We start from the raw sequence: 25,874 nt of genomic DNA, 5'->3' as shown, positions 1-25,874 counted from the left end.
TAGATGGTTTAACAATTACAATCTTGATCAGATACGTAAGTATCAAAAAGGCCATTCAGCTGATTTTGAACCTCCCGCCAGCGAGTGGCGTCAATACAATAATTGACACTGGTGCCGGAGATACTGCCTTTGATGATACCCACTGCTTTGAGTTCCTGCAAATGGCGTGAGATCGTTGGCTGTGCTAGTGGGATTTCAGCTACCAAGTCGCCACAAATACAGGCATCTACCTTGAGTAAATGTTGCAAAATAGCGACCCTGGCCGGGTGGCCAATCGCCTTGGCGATGGTTGCTAGTTCGTTTTGCTGATCGGTAAAGTTTTCGGTTTTGGTTAGGCCCATGGTCTTATTCTATTAATATATTGCAATATTACGATAAATAATTTTAACCATCTCCAACTTTCCTCCAAATTCTTAGGTTAAATTTGTATTCTTCTCCAAGACAATCCCCCATGATCTATCAAATTAAACACGCTTTTTCTATCCTTTTTTTGCTATTACTCCTCACTCGCCTTGCAGGCCAGTCGGGCGTAACCATTTCCGGATCGGTGGCAGACCAGGCAGATCTCCAGTCGATTGCCTATGCCAGTATTTTATTACTGAACCAAGGAGACAGCAGCTTTGTCAGTGGCACCACCTCTGAGGAGGATGGTAATTTTAGTTTAGAAAACATCGCCCCCGGCAACTATCTTATATCAGTGACCTACTTGGGTTACACAACCAGTAATGAATCTTTATACGTAGGTAGCTCCTCCCGCTTTTTAGATATAAATACCATTTTTCTGGAAACGAGCAGTACGGTTTTGGAAGAGGTAGAAGTGACCGGACGAGCCAGCGCAGTAAGTAGCAAACTGGATAAGAAAACGTTTTCGCTGGAAGACAATACCAGCCAGGTTGGTGGTTCTGTCTTGCAAGCAATGCAGAATTTGCCCGGAATTACCGTTCAGGATGGTAAGATCCAGCTGCGCGGAAGCGACAAACTGATCGTTCTTATTGATGGCAAACAAACGGCACTTACCGGCTTTGGCAATCAAACGGGGCTGGACAATATCCCTGCCTCGGCCATCGAGAGAATTGAAATCATCAATAATCCATCTGCCAAATACGACGCCAACGGCAATGCGGGCATCATCAACATCATCTACAGGAAAAGCAGACAGGAAGGTGTTAATGGAAAGGTCGGGCTGACCACTGGCCTAGGCTCGTTGTGGGAACGAAAAGCTAATTTGCCTACCATCCGCCCGCAGTACACTTCCACGCCTAAAGTCAATCCGAGCGTATCACTAAACTACCGTAAAAACAAGGTCAATGCCTTTTTCAACGGCGATTATCTGTACACTGAAACCTTGAACAAGAATGAGTTTGTGGTACGTACTTATGATAACGGAGAGGTGATTAACCAACAATTAAAGCGCAACAGAAATACCCATTTCACTACACTAAAGGCGGGTGTGGATGTGGAACTCACGCCACAAAGTTCGCTAACGGTTTCGGGCTTATTTGGTAGTGAAAAAATCATTGACCGTGGTGATCAGCCTTTTTTCAATGAAGACTACACGGAGCGTATTCGTTTGTGGCAATTTTTTGAAGATGAATTAAAAACCACCTGGATTGCTACGGCGAATTATCAGCACCGCTATCAGCAAGCGGGCCACATCCTCAGTGCTGGGTTCAACTATACTTTTCATCGGGAAGATGAGCAATATTTTTACGATAACTTCTTGCCTGTATCAACGGGTAAAGACGCCTTCAAGCTACTATCTGATGAGCAGGTTTATGATTTTAATGTTGATTATCAAAAGCCGCTGAAGTATGGACATTTGGAAACCGGCGTAAAACTGCGCTTGAGGGATATTCCTACCAATATGGAATTCATTCCTGGTGTAAACTCGGTACTGGACAGTGATGCAGGCGGAGCAGCGACCTACCGGGAACTGATTCCTGCGGTGTATGGAAGCTACATTTTTGAAACGCCTAAATGGGAAGCAGAAGTAGGTGTAAGGGTTGAATACGTCCGCATTGACTACGAAGTGAATCCGGATCACCCGACCTATAGCAGTGATGGCTATGATTATACGCAGCCGTTTCCAAATATTCGCTTAGGCTACAAATTGAATGACAACCACCGCCTTTCTGTATTTTACAACCGCAGAGTGGATCGTCCCAACGAGGTAGATATTCGCATTTTCCCCAAGTACGATGATTCAGAGATCATCAAGGTTGGCAACCCTGCGTTGCGGCCACAATTTACCAATTCCGTTGAATTGGGTTACAAAACCATCTGGGAAACGGGGAGTTGGTACAGCGCGGTTTATCACAAATTTGCCGATGGCACCACCACCAGAATATCTAGTATTGTGGATGACAGCAACTTGATTTACGCCATTTACCAAAACGTTAATAAGAGCTACAACACGGGGGTAGAAATGGTCATCACACAAGACATTTCTCCAGCGTACACGTTCAACTTCAATGTCAATGCTTACCGTAATCAGATTGATGCGTTCACGGTGGAAAACCTGTATCCGGTGCCGCATCTATTTTCGGCAGATGAAGCAACCATCTATTCTGGCAATGTGAAACTCAACAACAGCTTTCATTTCGCCAATGACTTCGACTTTCAAGTGACGCTACTTTACTTAGCGCCTGATATTATTCCGCAAGGAGAAATACAGTCGCGTTTCTCTATGGACATTGGTGCGAAAAAAGCGGTCCAAAATGGGCAGGGAGAAATATTCCTCAACGCCAGTGATTTACTGGGAACGATGGTCATTCGGAGAACCATTCAGGGGCAAGGGTTTAGCTATACCAGCGATGATTACTACGAAACACAGGTGGTGAGATTGGGATACAGTTATAAATTTTAGTCTTCCTCCTCCCCATCTTCCTGGTTGAGCATGTGCAAAAACCGGTGGACAACGGGAGAAAGTAAAACGGCGATGATACTGAAAAAGGCTGTACCACTAAACAGGGCGTAAAAGGAAGAGAAGATTTTGGCAGCATCATCAGGCATAGGAGCAATGGGCCCTACACCCGCCAGGATCATGCAAGCATTAAAAAAGGCGTCGATCCAACCCAATTTGCCATAAAAATGATATCCCAGCGTGCCTATACCTACCGAAAAAACGACCAATACGAAAGCATAAATAGTGTACCTCAACGTACGCCACAAAAACGCATGGCGAGGCAGCAGCGTTTCTTTCTTGTGTTCAAATTTTAAGAAAGCCATAGTTAGTCCCTTTTTGTGCTGTCCTTAGTTTCTGCAATTAAATTCGCGACTAGAGCTGTCCACCCTGTTTGGTGTGAAGCTCCCGCACCTCTCCCGTTTTCACCGTGAAAATATTCATAGAAAAGGATCAAATCACGGAAATATTCATCGCTGTAGGTTTTCAGATGAAGACCATTGACAGGGCGGTTACAATTTTCATCGGGTAGAAATATATCGATCAACCGCTGGCTCAGCGCTTTACTTATTTGATCTAATGTCATCAACTGATCGCTACCCGTTGGATAGGCAAATTGTAGCTCATCTCCGCAATACTGATAGTATTCTTGGATGGCCTGGATAAAGAGGTAATTCATGGGAAACCATACCGGGCCGCGCCAATTAGAGTTGCCGCCAAAAAGGTGAACACTGGCTTCGGCGGGTTCATAGTCAATGGAGTAATCTACGCCCTGAATATTGAGGTAATAAGGCTTTTTGTGTATTTTCGACAAGGAGCGGATTCCATAAGGGCTGAGAAATTCTTTTTCGTCCAAAAGGGCAGCCATCAAGATTTCCATCCGCTTTTTGGGTACGAGAGAGAGTAGTAAATCATCGCCTTCGGCGTAACGTTGAACCACTGGATACTTGAGGTTTTCTATGCGGTGACTCTGGAACCAAAGCACACTCTGCTGGAAGCGAGGCAATGCTTTGAGCGTTTCCCGCTTGATGGTCAGTACTGCCGCCAGCGACAACAAGCCCGCAATCGAGCGAACTTTGATGGGCACAGACTCGCCTGTAGGTAAAATGAGTTTATCGTAGAAAAAACCTTCGTGCTCGTCCCAGGTGCCAGGAGATTCCTCACTTATTTTATTCAGTGCTTCCGCGATAAAAACAAAGTGGCCAAAATACTTGGTGGCCATATCTTCGTAGGTGTCATCGTACAAGGCTATTTCGAGGCTCATTTCCAGCATATTCAGGCAATACATTGCCATCCACGCTGTACCATCCACCTGCTCCAGAATACCGCCGCCGGGGATGTCGTTGCTTCGATCAAATACCCCGATGTTATCCAGCCCCAGAAAACCGCCTTCGAAAACGTTGTTCTCGCTACTATCCAATCTGTTGACCCACCAAGTAAAGTTGAGGGCTAGTTTATTGAACATTCGCTTGAGGAACTTCACATCGCCTTTGCCCGTTTGTTTTTGTTCAAGTTGGTAGATATTAATAGCTGCCCAAGCTTGTACCGGCGGATTTACATCACTAAACGACCACTCGTAAGCCGGTATCTGCCCGTTGGGGGCCATGTACCACTCTTTAGTAAAAAGTAGTAACTGCTGCTTGGCAAATTCAGGATCGACCATCGCGAAAGTGAGGCAGTGAAAAGCCGAATCCCAGGCTGCAAACCAAGGATATTCCCAGGCATCGGGCATGGAGAGAACATCGTGTATGCGCAAGGTTTTCCAATTCTTATTGCGCCCATTCAAACGTTCAACAGGAGGTTTAGCTATTTTATTATCACCTTCCAGCCAGCGCTCTACATCGTAATTGTAATACTGTTTTGTCCACAGTAAGCCAGCGAAAGCTTGCCGCTGAATGACTGCTTTTTCAGCATCCAGCCCTTCGGTCAGCTGTTGATAGAACTGTTCGCTTTCCTTCTGTCGTTGAGTGAAAGCTTCTGCAAATTCGGCACCAAATGGTTCATGATGCGTTTTATTCGAGAGCCGCAAGCAGGTTGTTTTTGTTTCGCCTGCAGTGAGCTCAAAGACGTAATGAGGCGCAAATTTCGTTCCTTCTTCTTTACTGGTTGCCAACGAAAAATCTTGACAGACCACTGCTTCGTGGAAAAGGTCTTTCTTGTAGGGATGATCGTTAGGTATTTTAGAAACTACCTCAGTATTGGTTTCATTCTCGGTAAAAAGCAAGTGCTGTGCCGACTCGAAATAGAGGTAATACTGCCCCATATACTCATGGTCAATACTGACAAATGGATGTCCGTTATCGCTTTGTTTTTTGATGACAGGCTTCTCCGTCATGCCTCTAAAACTCCAGTGATTACGCATCACCAAGGTGGGTAACAACTCTAACTGAGCAGACTGATCTGCGCGATTGCTTACCGTAATTTTGATCAGAATATCTTCGTTGTCAGCTTTCGCGTATTCGGTAAAGACATCAAAGTATTCGTTGTTGGCAAAAATGCCTGTATCCAGTAGTTCGTATTCAGGGTCCTTTAACCCCCGTTTTGAACTTTCAGCGAGGAGTTGCTCGTAGGGGAATTTTTGCTGTGGGTATTTGTACAGTTGCTTTTGGTACGCGTGCGAAGGAGTACTATCCAGGTAGTAATACAACTCTTTCACATCTTCTCCGTGGTTACCCTGCGGGCCAGTCAGGCCGTACAAGCGTTCTTTTAGTATATCGTCTTTGCCGTTCCAGAGTGCGATACTGAAGCAGATATTACAATACCGATCAGAGAATCCCGCTAGGCCATCCTCGCCCCAGCGGTAAGCTCTACTGCGGGCGTGTTCATGAGGAAAATAATTCCAGGCATCACCCCCTGGACTGTAATCTTCACGTACAGTCCCCCACTGGCGTTCACTCAGGTAAGGGCCCCATTTTAGCCAATCTTTAGTGCCTGAATAGTTTTCTTCCAGGCGTTTGTGTTCTGCTGTGTTCATGGTTATTTATTCGAAAAATAAAGGTACCAATTTTCTCTGCACCTCCATTTTTTCCTTTGAAATACAAGAGAAAACCACTTCTACAAGGTTTCTCCAATTTTTCTTTGTCTCTTTGTACTCAATTTTCAAGGGACAGTATGGAACTAGCACTAAAAAACAAAGGAATACTCATTGCCTTTATTGGCTTGTATTTAATCCGTTTGCTGCTCACGCAAACCATGGGTTTGATGCCCCAGGATGCCTATTATTACTATTATTCCGAGCATTTAGCCTTGTCGTATTTCGACCACCCTCCGATGGTCGCTTACATGCTACACTTCTTTTCTTTGCTCTTTGGCAAAAGCGTTGTCGCCATCAAGCTCACTGATTTTATCGTGACTTTAGGTACGTTGCTAAGCTTTTTTCACCTCAGCAAATTCTTCCTCGAAAAAGAGCAGGCTCTAAAAGCTACCTTCTTTTTTGGGAGCACCTTATTTGTGACCATTCTGTCCATCAATACGACGCCTGACGTACCTTTGATGCTTTTTTGGACATTGACGTTGCTGGTATTTTGTAAAGCTGTTTTTCAACAAAAAGAAGCTTATTGGGCGCTCACCGGCCTCTTGATCGGGCTTTCTTTTGACAGTAAATACACCGCTTTATTCCTCCTCTTTGGCGTCTTTTTCTTCCTGATACTCTCGTCCAAATACCGCCACTTATTATTGTCCAGGTCAATGCTTTGGCTATTATTGTCTTTCGTGGTGGGTTGTACGCCGGTACTGCTGTGGAATGCCCAAAACGAATGGGTCTCGCTGCTGTTTCAGTCCTCTGATCGAGCGACCACGATTATGAAGCTGTCTTTTCGGCCCAAATATCTTTTTGGTAACCTGGGTACACAGATTTTGATTCTGCTCCCTCCTCTTTTTATTGGGTTATTGATCACGCTTACAAAGGTGGGCCGAGAAATCATTGGAAAATGGCGTTTGCCCGATGGTAAACAGCTTTTCTTATTGGCTTTCTCCCTCCCACTGCTGGGCTTTTTCTTTGCCGTTTCTTTTTTCTACTGGGTAAAACTCAACTGGATGATGCCGGGCTACATCGCGGCCATCATTTTAGCGGGCCACTACCTGGGTAACCGCATTTTAAATTACCAGCTCGGATTTGCGTTGGTCTTGCACTTTGTTGCCCTCTACCAGGTCATCAACTATCCCATCATTTTGAAATCCGACGATACCTGGTATGGGTGGGAAGAGTTGGTAACAGAAGTAGAAACATTACAAGCAGGACACCCCGATCATTTTTTCTTTTCCAATGACGGATATAAAACGACAGCGGTATTGAATTTTTATCTTGACAAGCCGGTCTACGCCGGAAACGTCATCGGAGAGCCAGGATTTCAGTTTGAGGTAATCAACCCGCAGCTGAATTTCCTCAAAGGCCAGGATGCCTTTTACTTGGATTCCGACAAGCGGATGAAATCGCCAGATTCATTGGATTTCATCCCTCCATTACTTATAGAACATTTTGATACGGTCATTCAGTTAGCGCCCATTCTAATTGAGGCTGACAATGGCGAAATTCAGCGCAAGTTTTGGGTTTTTGAATGTCGAAATTATTTAGGAAGCTAACCCTCCAAAGTTTCTACAGAATCCGTTGATAGGTTTGCAAAAACCTAAATTTAGCGTGATAAAACAACTACTCAGCTTCTTCCTTCTGATTTCCCCCTTCTTTTTAGTTGCCCAACCTATTGAGGAAGACACTTTAAGTCGAAAGAGCAGCAACTCTCTGGAAATTAGTGGTATGTATCAACGAGGGCATGTGTTCGCTACCAATGACTTCGTGCGAGGCATTAATACGGAACATGAACCCATTTCTAATTTCCAGGCATTTTCTTTAAGCTTTTCAAAGCAAACCACAGGTGAATCGGAGTGGGAGCAGCGGTTTCTGTATCCTAAATGGGGCTTAGGCATCTACTTAGCTGATTTTTATGAGAAAGAGCAGATCGGACTTCCAATTGCCCTTTATGGGGTTTTCCAAGCGCCTTTTTACCGATGGGAAAAACTTTCTTTGAACTACAATATAGGGTTTGGCGCTACTTTCAACTGGAAACCATTTGATCCGGTTTCTAATCAATTCAATATCGCTTTAGGCGCAGGCCGATCGTTTTTGGTTGACTTGGGAATGAATATTTCCTATCCGATTGGTAAGTATTTAGAACTTGGAGCCGGGTTTTCGCTTACCCACTTTTCCAACGGAGGTCTTAAACAACCAAACTATGGTATCAATACCGTTGCTCCAAGGCTAAACTTAGCCTATAAATTAGCTCCTACACCACCTTTTGAACATCGTATTGAAACCAAGCATACTCCTGGCAACGAATGGCTTGTAGGTGTGTTTGCCGGATCCAAAAACGTCGTATTCGAAGATGCTCCAATTGAGGTCGTTGCGAGATATGAAGGTGTTTTCTTTCCAGTTTTAGGAGTGACTACTACTTTTAATCGTCATATCACCTATAAATCAAAAATTGGTTTAGGCGCAGCGCTTTCCTATGATGGATCAACAGATGCTCAAGCTGCTGTTGATGAAGATGAGTTGGAGGCCATTCCAGGGCCAATAATTGACAAACTACAATTTAGCTCATTTCTTTCATATGAACTGGTTGTCAATAAATTTGCTTTAATTCTTCAACCCTCCTTCTATATTGCCAGAAAAAAAACATTGAACCAGACGCCTACTTTTCACCAACGAATTGGCATCAAGTATCACTTCATGCCCAATATTTTTGCGGGCATTACTTTGCGAACCTACCAGTTTCATGTTTCCGACTTTGTAGAATGGAACATTGGTTACAGGTTTGGAAGTTAGTCTCCAAAGTTCCTACAGAATCAATTCCGATATTTATAGTAAATTATCAATCATAGATACTTACTTACACAGATTTTGCTACCATGGGTTACAGAAAATTTTACGTTTTATCAATTTGTATTTGTTTGCAAATGACAAGCTTATTTGCACAAGACCAGGACGGGCCGTACTACCTTTCCCTGAAGCGGGAGATGCTTTATACGGGTAGTGGCTTGGTAGGAACAGTTGGTGCTTCTATGCTACAGCAGCGATTACCTTCTATAACCGCTAGTGAAGTCAAACAGCCGAATTTATCTGGATTTGACCAAATGGGTCTGGGTAATTATTCCCAGAAAGCCCGGAATTTCAGTAACCAAACGCTATTCAGTACGCTAAGCTTACCCGCACTCTTTTTAGTGGGTAAAAAGAGTCGCCGAGATATCAGTACCATTGCCCTCTTATATTTCGAGACAATGTTGATTAACCAGGGGATTACGGATTTGGTCAAAATGACAGCCTTACGGCCTCGGCCGTATATCTTTGAAGAGAGTTTTCCCAGTACGACGGTTCTCAATAGTAATGACCGGTCTTCTTTTTTTTCCGGGCACACCAGTGGTGCAGCTACCGCGAGCTTTTTCACGGCCCGTGTCTTTGCGGATTACTATCCAGATAGCAAACTAAAACCCTATGTATGGGGGATGGCTGCTGCCTTGCCAGCCCTAACCGGTTACTTACGGATCAGAGCTGGTAGGCACTACCCTAGCGATGTGCTGGTCGGTTACCTGGTAGGCGGTGCCGTGGGGTACCTAATACCTACCCTCCATAAAAAGAAACCCAAAGGAAAAAGTTTATCCATCGCTCCCAGCATGGGAGGTGTATACCTGAATTATCGCTTTTAACTAAAAACACGACAAAAATGAAGTCCATTACCTTAATGTTGGCGTGCATCGCACTGCTGTCGTTTGCTTGTACCAAAAAGTCGCTTGAAGTGCCTCAGGAAGTAACCGCTGCTTTCCTGCAAAAATATCCCTCTGCCCAGTCCATTGAATGGGAAATGGAAAATGGCGACTATGAAGCCGAGTTCAAACTAGGTGGCCAAGAAATGTCTGCCAACTTTACGCAAACCGGCAGATGGCTGGAAAGTGAAACAGCAATAAATACCAGCGACTTGCCGGAAGCTGTACTGGCAAGTATCGCCACTAATTTTCCCGATGCTAAAATAGACGAAGCCGAAAAGTTGGACTTACCTGATTCCTCTGTTTCCTATGAAGTAAAACTTGAAGGAGACCAAGAAATGGAGGCTGTTTTTTCAGCAAGCGGTGAGTTAATAAAAAAGACTGTTGAAGACGAAGATCACGACGGTGATAATGATGATGACTAGTTAATAGACCTTATGAAGATTCTCATCATTGAAGATGAAAACATATTGGCCAACAGTATCCAGCAATACCTTCAGACCGAGGGAAACAGCTGTGATACTGCAGCTACTTTTGCCGAAGCGCAAATAAAAATTGGGGTATACAGCTATGACTGTATCCTAGTAGACATCACCTTACCTGGCGGCAATGGACTAGATATTGTCAAGGCCTTAAAAGCGCAGCAAAGCACCGCCGGAATCATCATCATTTCTGCTAAAAATGCGCTCGACGACAAACTCAAAGGGCTATACCTTGGTGCCGATGACTACCTGACGAAACCTTTCCATTTATCAGAATTGAATGCCCGCATCATCGCTTTGGTTCGACGCAGGGAGTTCCATGGGCAAAAAGAGATACTGTTTCAGGAAATAAAAATCCTGCCTGATGAAAAAAATGTTTGGATCAGCAATAAAAAGCTGTCCCTCACCCGTAGTGAATATGAACTCTTAATTTACTTTATTGCCAACAAAAACCGGGTACTTTCCAAGGAAAGCATCGCCGAGCAATTGGTCGGTGATCAGGCAGATATGCTCGACAGTTTTAATTTTATCTACTCCCACGTAAAAAACCTACGGCGTAAGCTCATTGACGCTGGTGCGGCAGATTACCTGCAAGCGGTGTACGGTGTGGGGTATAAATTTTCAGTGCATTGAAGCTACTACATCGCACGAGTTACTATTTTCTTATTTTTTCTCTTGCTACCTTATTGGCAGGTGTTCTGGTTATTTCTTGGGGGCTAAACACTGTTTTTACACATCAGTTGGATGAATCCTTGATCCATACGCGCAAGGTGCTCAAGAAAGAGCTATTACAACGTGATCCTCTACCTGATTACCTGGAAATCATGGATGAGCGCATCAGTTTGCAAAAGATGGATGCCCCCCTTCAGGAAGATTATTTTAAGGATACCTTACTACTGGTACGGGAAGAGGAAGAAACAGAGTTGGAGCCTTTCCGGCAATACATCTTTTCGGAAAACATCCATGGGCAAGATTACCGGATTGAACTCAGTCACACCAAATTCGAGCGAGAAGACATGGTGACCGCCTTGCTGTTATTGACCATTGGCTTTTTGCTATTGTTCTTGCTGTTTTTCAACCTTTTTAACCGCTACCTTTCCCAACGAATCTGGCGCCCTTTCCATCATCTTGTTACTCAGATATCCAGTTTTGATATCAATGACAAATTCGCCGTCAAGGGGCTATCTACCGAGATTGATGAATTCAAAACGCTGGCCGAGGTTCTTGAAAAAATGACAGGTCAGTTGGTCAAAGATTACCACATCCTTAAGCAGTTCAGTGAAAATGCGGCTCACGAGATACAGACGCCGCTGGCTATTATTTTATCCCAGACAGAGCTCTTGTTCCAAAACCCTAATTTAGATGAACAGCAGGCCGCCCACCTGCAAGAGATCCAAAATGCAAGTCAGCGTTTATCAAGGCTCAATAAATCGTTACTGCTGCTGACAAAGATCGAAAACCGTCAGTTTGTAGAACTAAAAAGCCTGCCACTACACGATCTGGTTCAGCAAAAGGTACACGTTTTTGCTCCGCTACTTGATGAAAATAGCCTTGCGGTGAACCTCCAAATAGGCGAAAAACCAATCCGAACGAACCCCGACTTGATGGACATGCTCTTGGGCAACCTGCTGAGCAACGCCATCAAACACAATCTGCCCGAAGGCAAGATCAATATTACCCTTGATCAGCAAAAGCTCATTATTGAAAACACTGGTAAACCTCCGACTGTCTCTCCCGAACAACTATTTGAGCGTTTCCACAAAGGAGAAGCCAGCGGCAAATCACTAGGGCTGGGCCTCGCTATCGTGAAAGAGATATGTGAGATTTATCAATGGAAAATCGAGTACCGCTTTGAGCGCGAGCTACATCAAGTAGTCATCACTTTTTAATCAAACAACTACATTGTCATGGAAAACATCAATAAAGTAGCCAGTATCACGCTACTCTTCTGGGTAATGAAAATTCTCGCTACTACACTGGGCGAAACACTGGGTGATCTACTGTCAATGACTTTAAATATTGGTTATACGATCAGCCTCATCATCACCTTGGTATTCTTTGTGGGGGTATTAATGGCTCAGCTAAAGGCCCAGAAATTTCATGCGCCTTTGTACTGGCTGGTGATTGTAGGAACCACTACGCTGGGTACTGAAATTTCCGACTTTATGGATCGCACCCTTGGGCTGGGCTACCTTCTAGGGTCATTGATCCTCTTTTCCGGCCTTCTGTTTACACTGTATTTATGGTACCAACAGGAAAAAGGAATACGCGTATATCCTATCACCACCTACCGTGTAGAAGTTTACTACTGGATAGCGATTCTCTTTTCCAACAGTCTGGGTACCGCTTTTGGTGATTTCCTTAGTGATAACATGGGACTTAGCTACCTCAATGGCGCTGCGGTGACGGCGGCTATTATCGGCATCGTTATCCTATTACACNNCTATTACACTACACCACTCGTTTAAATCAAGTATTGCTTTTTTGGATTGCCTTCATTTTTACGCGGCCTTTTGGTGCTACCTTCGGTGACTTACTCACCAAGCCCATTGCGAAAGGAGGTCTTGATTTGGGAACTATTCCTGCAACGCTGGTGACGGCGGTTTTGCTGACTATGATTGTGTGGTATTCTTCACAAAAAGAGAAAAATACCAACGTAAGAAACATCACTTAAGTGAGCATATAAAAATAAGGTGAGCCAATTTGTTTTAGCTCGAATACTGAGTACTCATTCACAACACTTTTCGCCTTGTTGAATAGGTGGGCAATCTACTGTCCCGTAAGAGCAAAAAACGCAACAATCGCCAGGTTTTGGCTTCAGTACTACCTGACAAACCGTGCACTGATAGAAAAACTGACAGGCATCAGTGGGCATAATCTCTTCCTTCTCTTGGCCACATTCCGGGCAAGTAATCGTTGATATTAAAAGGACTGTATTCATTCTCCTTTTTTGATAAAATTGGTAACCTCCATAGAGCAACAATCCACTCCCAGCAACCAGTAATGGACCACTGATTTGCTCCAAGCCGGTAGACAAGGCTATTAACCCGCTCGCTCCTCCTAAACCGATAGCCAGCGCTGGCAGCCAACAACAACTGATTGCCAAGACAAAAGCAATTACGCCACCGAGTACCGAAGTTTTAGCTTGCACTTTAGCGAATTTCTTACGAGGATTTTAACGACCTGCAAATTACGCATTTTTTATCATTATTTACTTCAACGTACCCTAATGCCGCGCCTTACGCACCGTAAACACCCTACTCACATTAAAGCCAAAATGAATTCCTCCGTCTAGCCAATCGCCGCTGGTTTCTGTAACGAAGCCTTTTTCAATCATGGAGGTACTATTCGTAAAATGGAGTTGAAAGACGTGACCGCCGGTTTCGATATCGAAGCCAATACTGAGGCTATTCCGGTAGCCGGGAACGAGCTGATCCGGTAATAAATAGACATATTCGGCATTGATTGCTATTCGCTTGGTCAGTTTGATACGAGTAGCCACTGCGGCAGCATATACGTCGTTGGCTTCTATGCTAAATTTGACGAGATTGCGATGCACTACGGTAGGCGAAAACTGGAGACTAAAGTTATCACTGAATTTACGACCAAAAATCAGCTGGTAAGTATAAGTAAGGCGAGAGGAGAAATAATTCTCCCGATCGGGATTGGCCCAACGCAAGCCTTGTACCGCAGTACTCGCAAATAATGCCGCTGTAATGGGCATAACTCTTTTGCCAGCGCTCTGACGGAGAAATTTGTACTTCACAAATCCGTCCAAGGTTTTTTCGTAGCTGCTGCGGCCAAAACCCACCGTCAGGCGGTTAGTAATACCATAATCACCACCGATACGAATGGTAGCATTGTCCAGCCCAAAAAGGTCATAAGCCCCGCGATTGAGCATCCCAAAGCGGTGAGATATTTTGATATCAAGTACGCCTGCCGAGGTACTCTCCAAACTATGGAGGTTGATCACCCGATTGGTTTTAAAGGCCGCCGTAGCGTAGTCGGTTGTTTCTTCCTCCCCCAGCAAATCCAGCAGATCATCCTGGCTGTAGGCAGACCATCCAGTACAGCAGAAAATAAGGAGTATTATCCAGTTCTTCATGATATAAAATTAAAATAGGGGCTACCGAGAACAATCATTCTGGTAGCCCCTGGTACGACATTACTTGTTCAATTGAGCAAGTTGTACATCGACAGCGACCGTTACTTCCTTAGCGATATTTTCGGCTACCACTGAAGGAATTTCAATACCATAGTCTGCTACTGCTACTGTGAAAGTAGACTGAGCAGTGATGGTGCCCTCTTTGACGGTAATAGTACCTGGGGCGGTTAGTTTTTGGGTTATACCATGAATCATCATATCCCCACTGACGGTTACAGGGTAGCTACCGTCTTTACCCCAATTCACCTTGGTAGCGGCGTCGATTTGTCCTTTGAAGGTAGCCTTGGGAAAGGTGCTACTTTCCATATAATTCTCGTTGAAATGCTCCTGCATTAAAGCTTTTTCAAACTGAAAGGCTTTAATAAGAATAGCAAATTCTATCCGGTTGCTTTCCGTATCAAGTACGGCTGTTGCCGATTGATTGACTGCTTCAATTTTCTCAATCGGAGCTTCTGATATAAAAGTTACTTTACCTTCGCGGGTAAAATACTTTTGAGCATTTACAGTACCTCCAAGCAAGAGGATAGTGGCTAATAAAAAAAAGAACTTTTGCATTGGTTTGATAAATTTTACCGTATCGACACGGCAGTTTTGGGGAAATTTATTTTATTTCGACACAACGTACCAAGACGACATCCATTAGCATTCCGGTACATTTTCCTTTAAGTGTTACGGATTCTCCAAGCTGAAACTCCGTACGCTGATGTTCACTGAGTTCGTCGAGCTGGCAGATAACACCGAACATCTCGTCGCCGCTGTCAAGCGTCACTTTCACGAGTCCTTCGGGAGATTTGCTTACTTCGCGCACCTTACCGGTAACTGCAATTACTTTATCCAGGTAAGTTTCGTTGGCCTGCGTTTCATTTTCGGCGAAAGCCGTAAATAATTCGCCTGCTGCGATTTGGACATCGGCTTTGGCCTTGTCCATATTTTCGTGGGGTTTATTCCAAAGATAAACACCAATGGCACCACCTATCAGGGCCAGTAACAGGCCGTATTTCAGAATATTCTTCATGTTGAAATTCAATTATTGGGAGCGCCAGCGGCGACCCAGGCTTCAATCTTTGCAATATCGCAGGCAACCAATTGAGGTTGATTTTGAGGCATCGGAGACACCCCCGATTCGTGGCGGATGACCTTTAAAAGTTGTCCATTATCTACTCGTGCCTTAAGCGCAGCATACCCTTCTAAGGTGACATTCCCAAAATTGGAAGCAGCGTTATGGCAACTATAGCAATTGGTACTAATTATAGAAAGTACTTCCTCACTGTAATTGACATTGTCTGTCAGGCATTCTAGCGTGGGGTACAATTCTTCCTCCACATCGTAGTAACAAGCAGTTACCAACCAGGTCAGGCTCAGCAGAAATAGTAATGATGACTTTAGCATTCTTCTTCTAGTTATTAGGAGCACCGGCATCTACCCAGGCGCGAATCTGATCAATTTTACAATCTGAAAGTTTCTGCCCACCTTGTGGCATTGACGAATAAGCCGAATCATGGCTCACCGCTCCTACCAGTCGACCATTAAGCGCAACTGTTTGCACGCCAGCATGAGTGGATAAATTGATTCCTCCGGATGGGGTGCTACCACTATGGCAGCCCAAGCAGGTATTTTGCAAAATGGGTACAATGATCGTTGCGTAACTCACATTATCGGTATCACAAACGCCAGCATCGGGGTCACATTCCAGATTTTCAGCACCTTGCAAAATCCAGGTAGCAATTAAGTTAATCTGGGCACTGGTAAGACTAGCACGCGGCGGCGGCGGCATTCTTTTATCGGGGTCGCTATCGGTAATGACCTCATAAAGGTCACTGCCATCCAAATCAAAAGCCCGCACATCAGCCGTTTGCATGACCCGCTCGTAGCTCGTAAGCACTACACCATCTTGCGCAGAAGCAGCATCATGGCAATCACTGAATGCACAGTTGGAGGTAAGGATCGGCTGAATTTCTAATGCGAAATACACTTTATCCGGATCACAGGGCATACCCATCTCTGTAGTATCAATAGGATTATCCGTCGTATCGATGGGCATCATATCGTCCTCTGTGATGAAAGGGTCGTGCTTACAGGCGTTGAACTGAATCAGTAGCATTAGTAGGATTACCATTCCTAAACCCGTCTGAATAATTTTCGCCATCTCTTAAGTATTGCTATTTGCAACAAAATTAAGGGGGAAATAATGCTCTTGAAAATTCATTCTCCTGAACGGGAACAATTGCTGCTTGAGCGGGAAAAGGTGCAAGCTTTAATAAGCATTCAGCCACTTTTTAAAAACAGGAGATCGTTCTGTACTCACGATGGTGTCCTGTTCGGCAGCGGGTTTGAGGATTAACTTTACCCGTCCTTTCGAATAAGTGACCATTTCTTCAATAGCAGGTAGGCCCACTATAAACTGTCGGTTGATCCGAAAAAAGCGATCTTCGGGAAGGAGTTCTTCCAGCTTTTCCAGTGAGTAATCTACGGGATAACGTCGACCATTATTGGTCATAAAAAAGGTAATGCGATCTTCGGTATAGGCGTAGGCAATATCTTTTACGTCTAATAGCTTTATTTGCTGCCCCAGGCGAATTAAGAAGCGAGCTTCGTTACGAACTTCCAATTGTTGAGCCAGTTTCTGATAGTCTATTAATGGAACCACTTGCTGGTCTTTAAATTTATCGATAGCTCTAGCCAGCGCTTCCCTTTTGATGGGTTTCAGTAGATAATCAATAGCATTTACCTTAAAAGCATCTATCGCATATTGATCATAAGCGGTGGTGAAAACAATAGGCGTTTTCACGGTAACGTGCTGAAATATTTCAAAGCTAGCACCATCTGCCAAATGGATATCTAGCAACAACAAATCAGGTGGGGAGTGCTGATCGAGAAAAGCAACACTTTCGGCAATACTTTCCAGCACTGGTAATAATTCTGCATCTGGCAGAATCTCTATCACCAATTTCTTTAGTCGGCGAGCAGCCGCAGGTTCATCTTCTATAATTAATACTTTCATTGGCTCAATTTATCAACAACAAGGGGAATACTTATCCGAAAAAACTGCTCATCTTGTTCTACTTTAACCGGCAAGGCACTCAGCAGGGCATAACGGTTGCGAATATTCTGTAACCCGAAACCTGTCGAAGGCTGCTTGGTGAGTTTAGGTTGAATAGCATTTTCTACTACCAAGTAATCGGCTTCCGTGTATATAGAAATCTTAAGCGGATGATGCCTGCTTATGACATTATGCTTAACGGCATTCTCTATCAACATTTGCACCACTAGAGGAGGCACCCTCTTCCCCTGCGGCAGTACAGCAATATCCAGCTGCAAATGATCCTGATACCGCTGGGTGAGAAGAAAATGATAATCTTTTACCACTTGAATTTCTTCGTTCAAATTCACCGCATCTTGCTCCCTGTATTGTAAAATCGAGCGATAAAAATCAGCCAACTTTTCTACGTAAGTTACTGCACTTTTGGGGTTTTCCTCAATGAGTGTTACCAGCGTATTAAAGGAGTTGAACAAAAAGTGGGGGTTAATTTGGCTTTTCAGGGTTTCATACTGGCTTTCCACTTTATCCTTTAGCAACAGCGCTTCTTTTTGCAATCGCCCTTCTCTTTTTTGCAAAAAATATCTTCCCAGCAAAATTGCCAACAAAATAGAGGCTCCAATAAACCAGCCCTGCAAATAGAGCGGAGGGCGAATCCTAAAGGCATAACTTGCTTGCTGTTCCGTAGAAGAAAATTGATTATTTTGAGAAGCCGTAACAACAAATTCATACCGTCCTGGTGGTAAATTAGAATATACCGCCTGGTGATCGCGAGTAGCAATCCAATCCTGGTCGAAACCTTTCAATTGATAATTAAAACGCACCTCTTCAGGATCACTGAGCCAGACCCCCTGAAAGCGAAAAATAAGGTTATTCTCATTCGACTTCAACACCGATTTGTGTTCAAAATCCAAGGGGTCCAAGTACACAGAAATTTGTTCAAGACGCAAGCGCGGCTGCTGCCGATATTTACCATAAAAAGGAGTGTAACAAAGCAACTGCCTTATTCCTCCAAGCCATACTTTGCCTTCCATATCGGTCGCTACAGCATTTAATGCCGGAGAAAAACTAGCCTCTTGGTAAAAATGATGATAATCAATCGTCTCTTCGGTAGCTACATCATACACCATCAAACCTCGCTGGTGCGTAATAAGAATATTGCCAAAATGATCACTCCCGATACCAATCACCTCGTTTCGGCCAAAAGTCAGCGGTTTTTTGGGTTTTTGGAAGCTTCCTTCTTCTAAATAGTAGAGCTGTTGATCATTGGTACTGATCCAAATTCGTCCACGACCATCTTCCGTAATAGCGTAAACAGCATTAATTGAAGTGCCATCCTTACTTTTCCTGAAAGTCTTAAGACTGCCGTCTTTTTGTACATAACTCACCCCGTGACCATCGGTACCAAACCAAACATTGCCTGCATGATCGATATGATTACAATACAGGAAATCCGTACCAATCGACTGGGTTGCTTCAGGCCTGTTAAAGCTAGGTAATCCTCCGGCGCTAGGCGATGGTGAATAATAGACGCCCCCCAAGGTAGCCAGCCAGATGCCATTAGCATCCCCAGTGATTGACAGGATACTGCCATTGCCTAAACCGTGAGTCGCTCCAATCTTTTGTATCTCCAGTTTTTCAGCATCCAATATAAACAAGCCTTCGCCAAAGGTTCCCAGCCATAATCGGTTTTGATGATCGACATACAAGCTGATGATATTCAAATCTGCTGCCAATCTATAAGGGACGAGCTCACCTCCGGAAGCTGGCCGATAGTAAAGTCCTTGCTGGCTACCTACCCAGATGCGGTTCTGCTCATCAATGGCAATGGCTTGGGTAGCAACGGGAAGGTTATCCCAATTGAGCAAGCGGGCTTGTACCCTGCAAAGGCCCTGATCATGAGAAAGCATCCACAACAAGCCTTCTTGGTCAAAGAGAAGTTCAACAATGCGTTGAGGTGGGTGCTCAATATTAGTTTTTTGGTAAACCACCTTTTGATCAGCAAGCGAAAAAACATATAGTCCCTGCTCTTCGGTACCTACCCAAAGTTGATTCCGATCTACCTTGGCCATCGTACTCACGATACCACCCGGCCAAAAATCTGGCAAATCTACCTTTATCTGGCTGTTTTCCAATTGGCAGTAAGCAATTCCTGCATCATAAGTACCTATCCAAACACCAGCGTAAGGATCAGCGAAAAGATGGGTAACAATATTATCGGGCAAACCATCTACGGTAGAAAAACTACGTACCTGTTTCTTACCTTCTTTCCAGGAAAGTAAACAAACACCTGCATCATTAGCCGCCCAAACCAGTCCAGCACGATCAATAACAAGGTCATAAATATCTTCACTTATCAGGCCTTCCTCTTTGCCAAATTGATAAAGTCTTCCTTTGCTATAGCAATAAACACCTTCACCATAGGTAGCTATCCACAATTGTCCCAAACTATCCTCCTGTATTGCTGTAATTTTGGCTTGAGGCCACCCTTCCTCGATTTCCCAAGGAGAGAACTGCCCAAACTCATCTTCATGAGCAATTTGCCCAGTGCTAAAACCAATCCATTTTCTTCCCGTTTTATCTTCAAAAATGGCACTAACATCTGAGGTATTAATGACCTCTTTGAGATCGACAGGCAGCGTGTTCTCGCCGTCATAAACCCAGCATCCAGCACTGGCTCCTACCCATAAGCTACCATCGAAAGATTGTAATAATGTGCTATAGTTTCCCTCTATCAAATCACTCTCCTCCGAAAGACAATCATAAGACAGGTATTGCGCGTTTGCTATCGAAATAACACCTGACAATAACAAAATACTCCATATACCAATTAGCTGCTTCAAGGGTTGCTCTTTTTTATCAATACTGCTGCAACCTCTACTTGTATAACCTCTGCAATTTTTTGATTGACAATTCTGGGAATAGTAATATTATGCTCATCTAGGCGAACGGAAAAGTTACTTGTAATACTAATACTGTTTCCTTTTACAACCAATGTACTTTTGATAATCCGTTCCCGCTCCACACCATGTACATTTAGAATCCCCTTGGCACGGATGACATACTCCCCATCTTTGCCAAAATCCACTTGTTCAATGATGCGGCCTTTGAAACTTGTCTGTGGAAAAAGAGTGCTCTCCAGGTAGTTTTCGTTAAAATGCTGCCGCTGTAATGGGCTGTTAAAACCATCAAACGAACTGATGTTTACGGCAAAAGCAAAGGTGTTTTCTTCAATATCTAGCACCCCTCGTAATTCCTCGGAGCTTGCCGCGATCATTTCCAAAGGAGCATCAGAAAGAAAACTCACTTTCCCTTCACGTGTTTGCCAGATTTCACGCTGACTTTGTGCTGGCGCTAAAAAAACAGTTGTCAGAAACAGGAAAAATAAGATTCGCATAGTATTAACTTAGTATTGCGCAGAAAATAAAACCGCATTTTATTTTCGTGCTGTTCCTTAAGACAGAAAATTAGTAAATTTCACTGATTGATAAAGGAAAAGGTTGGCTGAATAAGGACTTATTCTGGCTGAACGAGAAAAATTGACGGCTCATTACTTTTCCATCGACCTTAATTGGAAACGTATTTAAGAAGATGTCAATTCTTTCGTTGATCTCCTCTTTCTTTTCGCTTGATCCCGTATCTTGCAGTCAAAATAAAGCAGTTTTGATTCCATCTCCTACGTCTTCTTATCTCGATCAGTTAAACGATGTTCAGCGCCAGGCAGTTATCAACACCGATGGGCCCGTGCTCGTTGTGGCGGGGCCCGGTTCTGGTAAAACCAGGGTATTGACCTACCGCATCGCCTACCTCATTGAGCAGGGCGTTGCGCCTTGGGAAATTCTTGCGCTGACCTTTACCAACAAGGCCGCACGGGAGATGAAGGAACGTATAGAAAAAGTGGTAGGTCACCGTGCCAGCCGGGTGTGGGCAGGTACTTTTCACTCTTTATTTGCCCGTATTCTGCGGGTAGAAGCCGAGCACATTGGCTACCCCAGCAACTTTACGATCTACGATTCTGATGATAGCAAAAGCCTGGTCAAACTGCTGATCAAGGAAAATAACCTTAATACCGACACTTATAATGTAAACAGTGTTCGTCAACGTATTTCTTCCGCCAAAAGTAACCTCATCACCCCTAAGCTTTACCAGCAAAATGAAGAGTTGATGACCCAGGATCGCATGTCGCGGATGCCTGCTATGTATAAGCTCTACGCCGCTTATACTGCGCGTTGTAAGAAAGCAGGGGCCATGGATTTTGACGATCTGCTTTACCGTCTTTATGAACTACTACAAAGTAAGGAAGAGATATTGAAAAAATACCGCGAGAAGTTTCGCTACGTGCTCGTGGATGAGTTTCAGGATACCAACCATCTTCAATATGCCATCGTCCGTAAGCTCGTGCAGTATGATGGTAGCCCACGTAATATAAGTGTAGTCGGTGATGATGCACAATCCATCTACGCTTTCCGTGGTGCGACGATCCAGAATATCCTGGATTTTGAAAAGGACTTTCAGAAATACAATATTCAGGTCTTCAAATTAGAACAGAACTACCGCTCTACGGAGCATATTGTACAGGCCGCCAACGAGGTTATCACCAATAATAAGCGGCAGATTCAGAAGAAAATCTGGTCAGACAAAGGAACTGGTCAAAAGATTACAGTCATAAAAGCCACCACCGATAACGAAGAAGGAAAACGTATTGTAGACACAATTCTGGAGCAAAAAACGCGCAACCATCTGACCAATAAAGAAATAGCCATTCTTTATCGGACCAACTCACAAAGTCGAGTTTTTGAAGAATATTTACGACGCTACAACATTGCATACAGAGTTTTTGGAGGTCAGTCGTTCTACCAACGTAAAGAAGTAAAGGATCTCATCGGTTATCTCCGTGCTGTTGTCAACCCTAAAGATGAAGAAGCACTGCGCCGGATCATCAATTTCCCCAAAAGGGCCATTGGAAATACGACGGTGCAAAAGATAATGGACCTGGCCAACCACCAGAATATTAGCCTGTGGGATGCCATCAAGCAGTTTCCGGCTACGGGTCGCACTCGTAGTAATCTCAACGAATTTATTGACATCATTGAGAGTGCCCGCAAAAAGTTAGACAAAGCCGATGCCTTTGAGGTAGCGACGATGATATCCAAGCGGTCAAAACTAGAGGACTTTTATAAAAAGGATAACTCTATTGAGGGCATGAGCCGTCAGGAAAATTATCAATCCTTGCTGAATGGTATTCAGGCCTTCGTCGCGGAGGAAAAAACTGCGGGCGAGACGGAAGATACTCAGGACAAAGGATTGGCCAGCTATTTACAAAACATTGCCCTCTTGACGGATGCCGACGATAAGGATCCCGAAAATGCGGATAATGTGACCCTGATGTCGGTTCATGCGGCCAAAGGCCTGGAGTTTCGTTCCGTTTTTGTGTCTGGCCTGGAGGAAAAGCTTTTTCCCAGCTTCATGAGTATGGACACACCAGAGGGGCTGGATGAAGAGCGCCGTCTCTTTTATGTTGCCATAACCCGGGCGGAAGAATTTCTGACCTTGAGTTTTGCCAATGCCCGCTACCGTTTTGGTAAGATGAGCTATAACGAGCCCAGCCGTTTCCTAACAGAAATACCTGCTCATCATGTCACCAATACCGCCAACCTCAGCAGTGTGAGCAATGATGCCCGTACCCCTATGGGGCCACCTGCTGCTAGAGTGACAGGGCATTTCAAACGCAATCAAGCTGGCCCACTCAAACCGGTCATTGATCCTAAAGATTTCAAACCCAGCCCCAACGATCAGATTCGTGCAGGTATGATCGTCCTCCACCTTAAGTTTGGTAAAGGCAAGGTCGTCCACATCGACAACGGGATCGCCCAAATCCATTTCAAAGGCATTTCCAACCCTGAGAAGAAGATCATGTTGAAGTTTGCTAAGTTGCAGATTTTGGAATAAAACCAGTTTGTTGGTTTGGGGGGGTTGGGGGTTTCACTTCGCGGCTACTTCGTGGTGTTGATGGTTGATTGTTGCAGGTTGATTGGAAAAATTTGACATCTGCCACATCGGGATGCCGATGGCAAAACTTTACATCTTACATCACTAAATGTTCGTACTAAACGTAGCTTGGGCTTCAATAAAACCAGCCTTATCAAGAAGGTGTACTATTCCTTGATCTTCTCTGATTTCAGACGGGAGCGAATTAAAATCATTGATTGAAAGATAGCCTTTACCAATTCCTCTCCATTCAATCGACACAACTTTGTGATCTAGAGGATCTATTCTCTTCACTGTTTTTCCAAAAAATATCTCTTCGCCTCCAGGTAATTGCCCCGTCTCAAAAGAATATATGTTTTTCTTTCGATGAACTTCTATTTGCTCTCTGGTAGCTAAGTTGCACACGAAAATATTTTGAAAATCAACCTCTTCCCCCACGATGTCAAATTGAACGATTTGGGGAGGTAAATTTGAGTCGGCGATTAGCGTATTAGAACCAATATATAAACGTATGCAGATTAGTAGAAAAAGGCTAGTTAAAATTACAATGACAATTCTCATATAATGGTCAGTTGGGTAGTGATTTTATTGAATGACAAACCGCTGTTGATACAGCATTCCTTCAATTTCATATCGCAATAGGTATATGCCTGTAGGTAAGGCGCTCACGTCTAGTTGCTCATTACTTCCTTGGAATTCCCTCGACATTACCCGCTTCCCATCATAAGTGAATACCTGGTAATTGATCACTTTCGTTGCCAGCGAGGGAGGAATATCTAGCCGTATCCAACCATTCGTAGGGTTGGGGTAAAGGGTGAGCGCAGGAGCTTCCGTCAGGTCGTCGGCAGAAGTTGGGCCGCCACTTACGCGGTAGCGAACCAGCGCGAAGTTGGCATAACCAAATACGTATCCGTCATCTTTAGCTCGAAGAACTACGGGATAAGGTTGGGTACGGATGTGCTCTTCGCGGACAACCCATTCAAAATCTGCAACGGCCAAGTCGATATTGATAGAGGCTGGTTCTGCATAATAATCGAAGAGTCCGCTGGTGACACGCACGGCGGGTACGGTGGTGTTATCGTCTTGGGCAATCGCCTGAAAACGAACGGTATCACCAACGCTTACTTGCTGGATCACCGTGAGGGGCGTATTCAGCTGAAACGATGGTCGATCATTTTCTCCGTCTGTATCTTCTACGAAAAACTTCATGTCCCGCACCACCCTGTCCATGAGAACCCCGTTTCGGTAGCTGGAAACCTGGATAGCAAAAGTGTAAGTTCCTGCTTGATCAATCAAGGCATAGAAAGTTCCAGTTTCGGAATCAATCGTTGCCAGTGATCCAATACCAAAATAGTTGGGTACGGGGTCGTTTGGCCCCTGTTTAGGTACTACCAATTCGTAGACTAAACTGTCATCATCAATATCAAAAGCGTTGGGTAAGTGTAGGTACTCTTGCCCCTCAAAAGCATAGTTGGTGGGCGTTTCTAACAGTACAGGCAAGTGGTTATTTTCATAATCTTCGATCAAGGTAATTTCAGATTCAGTATACAGGTTAATACTTACTGAATTAGGAAAATTAACATTTAGGATACCGGCACCTCGGTTGGGGTTCTCTATAGATAATAAGTATCTATCCATCGTAGCATAAGTATGAGTCCCAGAATAGATGTACTTGATAAAATTTTCGTCTACTGGTGTACCATCGGGAATACCATCGCCATTGTTATCTGCATCATTTGAAATTTGCACATAATGCGCTGTTCCATCCCCCCAGGATAAGACCAGCGAATCTCGGAAAGAATCCGCTGGGGCTGTACGCCTGATATATACAACAATCGAGGCATCAATGGACAAAAGTCCCGTTTGCTGAGCTTGAATTTCTATGCCCCAAATATCAAAAGCGGTGGCCTGGCTGATATTCAGAAAGAAAAAGAAAAAGCATAGTGGTAAAAGTGACAGACGTACTAGTTGTTTCATTGTTCAGAGAAAATTGGATGAGGAAGGAATTCAGTTACTGTAATTTACGAAATAAGCGCTTAGTGAGCAATGTATTCAAGGAAGAAGGCTCTAAAATGGTGTGTAAAGCGGAGCTTGGAGCACGGCGGATCCCGATTCATCGGGAGAGCAGGACAATGGCTGTTCGCTGTCTCCCCTAAACATTACCCTCATTTTATAACCTTAGTATTGCGCAGAAAACAAGACGCTTGTTATGATAGGGATCTTCGCGCTTTAACTGATGATTGGGGCGTGATTCGGGTACTTTTGCTTGATTTTGTCCGCCTTGCCCCACGCCCGCCAGGGCGGGAACCCACCCATTCTATGGAGTAGATTCCATCCGGTTCACCACACACCGCCTGCTTTTACAAACAGGGGCACGCTTCTATACCTCCACTCTCAACGGAGTAGAGCCAGCATTGCGTAAAACTAAAACCTCTGATATTCCTCACTGACCATGTGAGGGGTAGAACCGATGAGTAGAAAAGAATGGGTCTATTCCTTTTACCTCGTAAAGGTAAGTCACCACACATTAAAACACAAATCTTTTAT

22 protein-coding genes and 2 pseudogenes are annotated in these 25,874 nt (G+C 44.2%); 10 read left to right on the top strand and 14 right to left on the bottom strand.

Annotation, left to right across the window (positions count from 1 at the left end):
* Positions 1 to 8: 8 nt before the first annotated feature.
* The gene (locus ACRBG0_RS23260; protein WP_431489239.1) at positions 9 to 341 is read right to left on the bottom strand and encodes an ArsR/SmtB family transcription factor; all 333 of its coding nucleotides are present in this window, start codon (positions 339 to 341) and stop codon (positions 9 to 11) included.
* 110 nt (positions 342 to 451) lie between these two features.
* On the opposite strand from ACRBG0_RS23260, the gene ACRBG0_RS23255 reads away from it, so the two are divergent.
* Positions 452 to 2,866, top strand: a complete 2,415-nt coding sequence (locus tag ACRBG0_RS23255; RefSeq protein WP_431489238.1) for a TonB-dependent receptor domain-containing protein — start codon at positions 452 to 454, stop codon at positions 2,864 to 2,866.
* Here the strand turns inward: ACRBG0_RS23255 and ACRBG0_RS23250 are convergent.
* A complete protein-coding gene (locus ACRBG0_RS23250) occupies positions 2,863 to 3,228 on the bottom strand; it encodes a hypothetical protein (protein WP_431489237.1) in 366 nt (121 codons plus the stop codon). The genes ACRBG0_RS23255 and ACRBG0_RS23250 overlap by 4 nt on opposite strands.
* 2 nt (positions 3,229 to 3,230) lie before the next feature.
* Positions 3,231 to 5,876 carry an MGH1-like glycoside hydrolase domain-containing protein gene (locus ACRBG0_RS23245; RefSeq protein ID WP_431489236.1) on the bottom strand — a complete coding sequence of 882 codons (2,646 nt, stop codon included), beginning with the start codon at positions 5,874 to 5,876 and terminating at the stop codon, positions 3,231 to 3,233.
* A gap of 137 nt (positions 5,877 to 6,013) precedes the next feature.
* Between ACRBG0_RS23245 and ACRBG0_RS23240 the strand changes: the two genes are divergently transcribed.
* From ACRBG0_RS23240 to ACRBG0_RS23205, 8 genes and pseudogenes are all read left to right on the top strand, one after another.
* On the top strand, positions 6,014 to 7,483 hold the full coding sequence (locus ACRBG0_RS23240) for an ArnT family glycosyltransferase (protein WP_431489235.1): 1,470 nt from the start codon (positions 6,014 to 6,016) through the stop codon (positions 7,481 to 7,483).
* Positions 7,484 to 7,538: 55 nt separating this feature from the next.
* Positions 7,539 to 8,720, top strand: a complete 1,182-nt coding sequence (locus ACRBG0_RS23235; RefSeq protein WP_431489234.1) for an acyloxyacyl hydrolase — start codon at positions 7,539 to 7,541, stop codon at positions 8,718 to 8,720.
* A 131-nt stretch (positions 8,721 to 8,851) separates the two neighbouring features.
* Entirely contained in the window at positions 8,852 to 9,598 is a 747-nt protein-coding gene (locus ACRBG0_RS23230) for a phosphatase PAP2 family protein (RefSeq protein ID WP_431489233.1), read from the top strand.
* 17 nt (positions 9,599 to 9,615) lie between these two features.
* Positions 9,616 to 10,080: a PepSY-like domain-containing protein gene (locus tag ACRBG0_RS23225; RefSeq protein ID WP_431489232.1), complete on the top strand. Its 465-nt coding sequence runs from the start codon at positions 9,616 to 9,618 to the stop codon at positions 10,078 to 10,080.
* A 12-nt stretch (positions 10,081 to 10,092) separates the two neighbouring features.
* Positions 10,093 to 10,770 (top strand): response regulator transcription factor, encoded by a 678-nt coding sequence (locus ACRBG0_RS23220; RefSeq protein ID WP_431489231.1) that lies wholly within the window; start codon positions 10,093 to 10,095, stop codon positions 10,768 to 10,770.
* A complete protein-coding gene (locus ACRBG0_RS23215) occupies positions 10,767 to 12,026 on the top strand; it encodes a sensor histidine kinase (RefSeq protein WP_431489230.1) in 1,260 nt (419 codons plus the stop codon). The genes ACRBG0_RS23220 and ACRBG0_RS23215 overlap by 4 nt, the downstream gene beginning before the upstream one ends.
* Before the next feature lie 18 nt (positions 12,027 to 12,044).
* A pseudogene (locus tag ACRBG0_RS23210) lies at positions 12,045 to 12,578 on the top strand (hypothetical protein); the annotation flags it as partial.
* A gap of 2 nt (positions 12,579 to 12,580) precedes the next feature.
* Positions 12,581 to 12,811: pseudogene (locus ACRBG0_RS23205) on the top strand (hypothetical protein); the annotation flags it as partial.
* A 54-nt stretch (positions 12,812 to 12,865) separates the two neighbouring features.
* Here ACRBG0_RS23205 and ACRBG0_RS23200 read toward each other — a convergent pair.
* The 9 genes from ACRBG0_RS23200 to ACRBG0_RS23160 form a co-directional block, all read right to left on the bottom strand.
* Positions 12,866 to 13,078 carry a GDCCVxC domain-containing (seleno)protein gene (locus tag ACRBG0_RS23200; RefSeq protein ID WP_431489246.1) on the bottom strand — a complete coding sequence of 71 codons (213 nt, stop codon included), beginning with the start codon at positions 13,076 to 13,078 and terminating at the stop codon, positions 12,866 to 12,868.
* 285 nt (positions 13,079 to 13,363) lie between these two features.
* Positions 13,364 to 14,242, bottom strand: a complete 879-nt coding sequence (locus ACRBG0_RS23195; protein WP_431489229.1) for a DUF5777 family beta-barrel protein — start codon at positions 14,240 to 14,242, stop codon at positions 13,364 to 13,366.
* A gap of 60 nt (positions 14,243 to 14,302) precedes the next feature.
* Entirely contained in the window at positions 14,303 to 14,857 is a 555-nt protein-coding gene (locus ACRBG0_RS23190) for a YceI family protein (RefSeq protein ID WP_431489228.1), read from the bottom strand.
* Positions 14,858 to 14,903: 46 nt separating this feature from the next.
* A complete protein-coding gene (locus ACRBG0_RS23185) occupies positions 14,904 to 15,317 on the bottom strand; it encodes an OB-fold protein (RefSeq protein WP_431489227.1) in 414 nt (137 codons plus the stop codon).
* 8 nt (positions 15,318 to 15,325) lie between these two features.
* Positions 15,326 to 15,691, bottom strand: a complete 366-nt coding sequence (locus ACRBG0_RS23180) for a hypothetical protein (RefSeq protein WP_431489226.1) — start codon at positions 15,689 to 15,691, stop codon at positions 15,326 to 15,328.
* A gap of 7 nt (positions 15,692 to 15,698) precedes the next feature.
* Complete coding sequence (locus tag ACRBG0_RS23175) at positions 15,699 to 16,448, bottom strand: c-type cytochrome domain-containing protein (protein ID WP_431489225.1); 750 nt, start codon at positions 16,446 to 16,448, stop codon at positions 15,699 to 15,701.
* Between the two features lie 108 nt (positions 16,449 to 16,556).
* On the bottom strand, positions 16,557 to 17,303 hold the full coding sequence (locus ACRBG0_RS23170) for a LytR/AlgR family response regulator transcription factor (protein ID WP_431489224.1): 747 nt from the start codon (positions 17,301 to 17,303) through the stop codon (positions 16,557 to 16,559).
* Positions 17,300 to 20,182 carry a ligand-binding sensor domain-containing protein gene (locus ACRBG0_RS23165; protein WP_431489223.1) on the bottom strand — a complete coding sequence of 961 codons (2,883 nt, stop codon included), beginning with the start codon at positions 20,180 to 20,182 and terminating at the stop codon, positions 17,300 to 17,302. The genes ACRBG0_RS23170 and ACRBG0_RS23165 overlap by 4 nt, the downstream gene beginning before the upstream one ends.
* Positions 20,179 to 20,736 (bottom strand): YceI family protein, encoded by a 558-nt coding sequence (locus ACRBG0_RS23160; protein WP_431489222.1) that lies wholly within the window; start codon positions 20,734 to 20,736, stop codon positions 20,179 to 20,181. The genes ACRBG0_RS23165 and ACRBG0_RS23160 overlap by 4 nt, the downstream gene beginning before the upstream one ends.
* Before the next feature lie 266 nt (positions 20,737 to 21,002).
* On the opposite strand from ACRBG0_RS23160, the gene ACRBG0_RS23155 reads away from it, so the two are divergent.
* The gene (locus tag ACRBG0_RS23155; protein WP_431489221.1) at positions 21,003 to 23,288 is read left to right on the top strand and encodes an ATP-dependent helicase; all 2,286 of its coding nucleotides are present in this window, start codon (positions 21,003 to 21,005) and stop codon (positions 23,286 to 23,288) included.
* Between the two features lie 144 nt (positions 23,289 to 23,432).
* Here the strand turns inward: ACRBG0_RS23155 and ACRBG0_RS23150 are convergent, their stop codons facing one another.
* Both ACRBG0_RS23150 and ACRBG0_RS23145 read right to left on the bottom strand, forming a co-directional pair.
* Positions 23,433 to 23,888, bottom strand: coding sequence for a hypothetical protein (locus tag ACRBG0_RS23150; RefSeq protein ID WP_431489220.1), 456 nt, complete (start codon positions 23,886 to 23,888; stop codon positions 23,433 to 23,435).
* 24 nt (positions 23,889 to 23,912) lie between these two features.
* On the bottom strand, positions 23,913 to 25,304 hold the full coding sequence (locus ACRBG0_RS23145; RefSeq protein WP_431489219.1) for a T9SS type A sorting domain-containing protein: 1,392 nt from the start codon (positions 25,302 to 25,304) through the stop codon (positions 23,913 to 23,915).
* Between the last annotated feature and the right edge of the window lie 570 nt (positions 25,305 to 25,874).

Source organism: Lewinella sp., assembly GCF_050633125.1.
Classification (GTDB): Bacteria; Bacteroidota; Bacteroidia; order Chitinophagales; family Saprospiraceae; genus Lewinella.
Note: the sequence above shows the minus strand (reverse complement) of the source record. Positions and strands in the feature narration are given on the sequence as shown.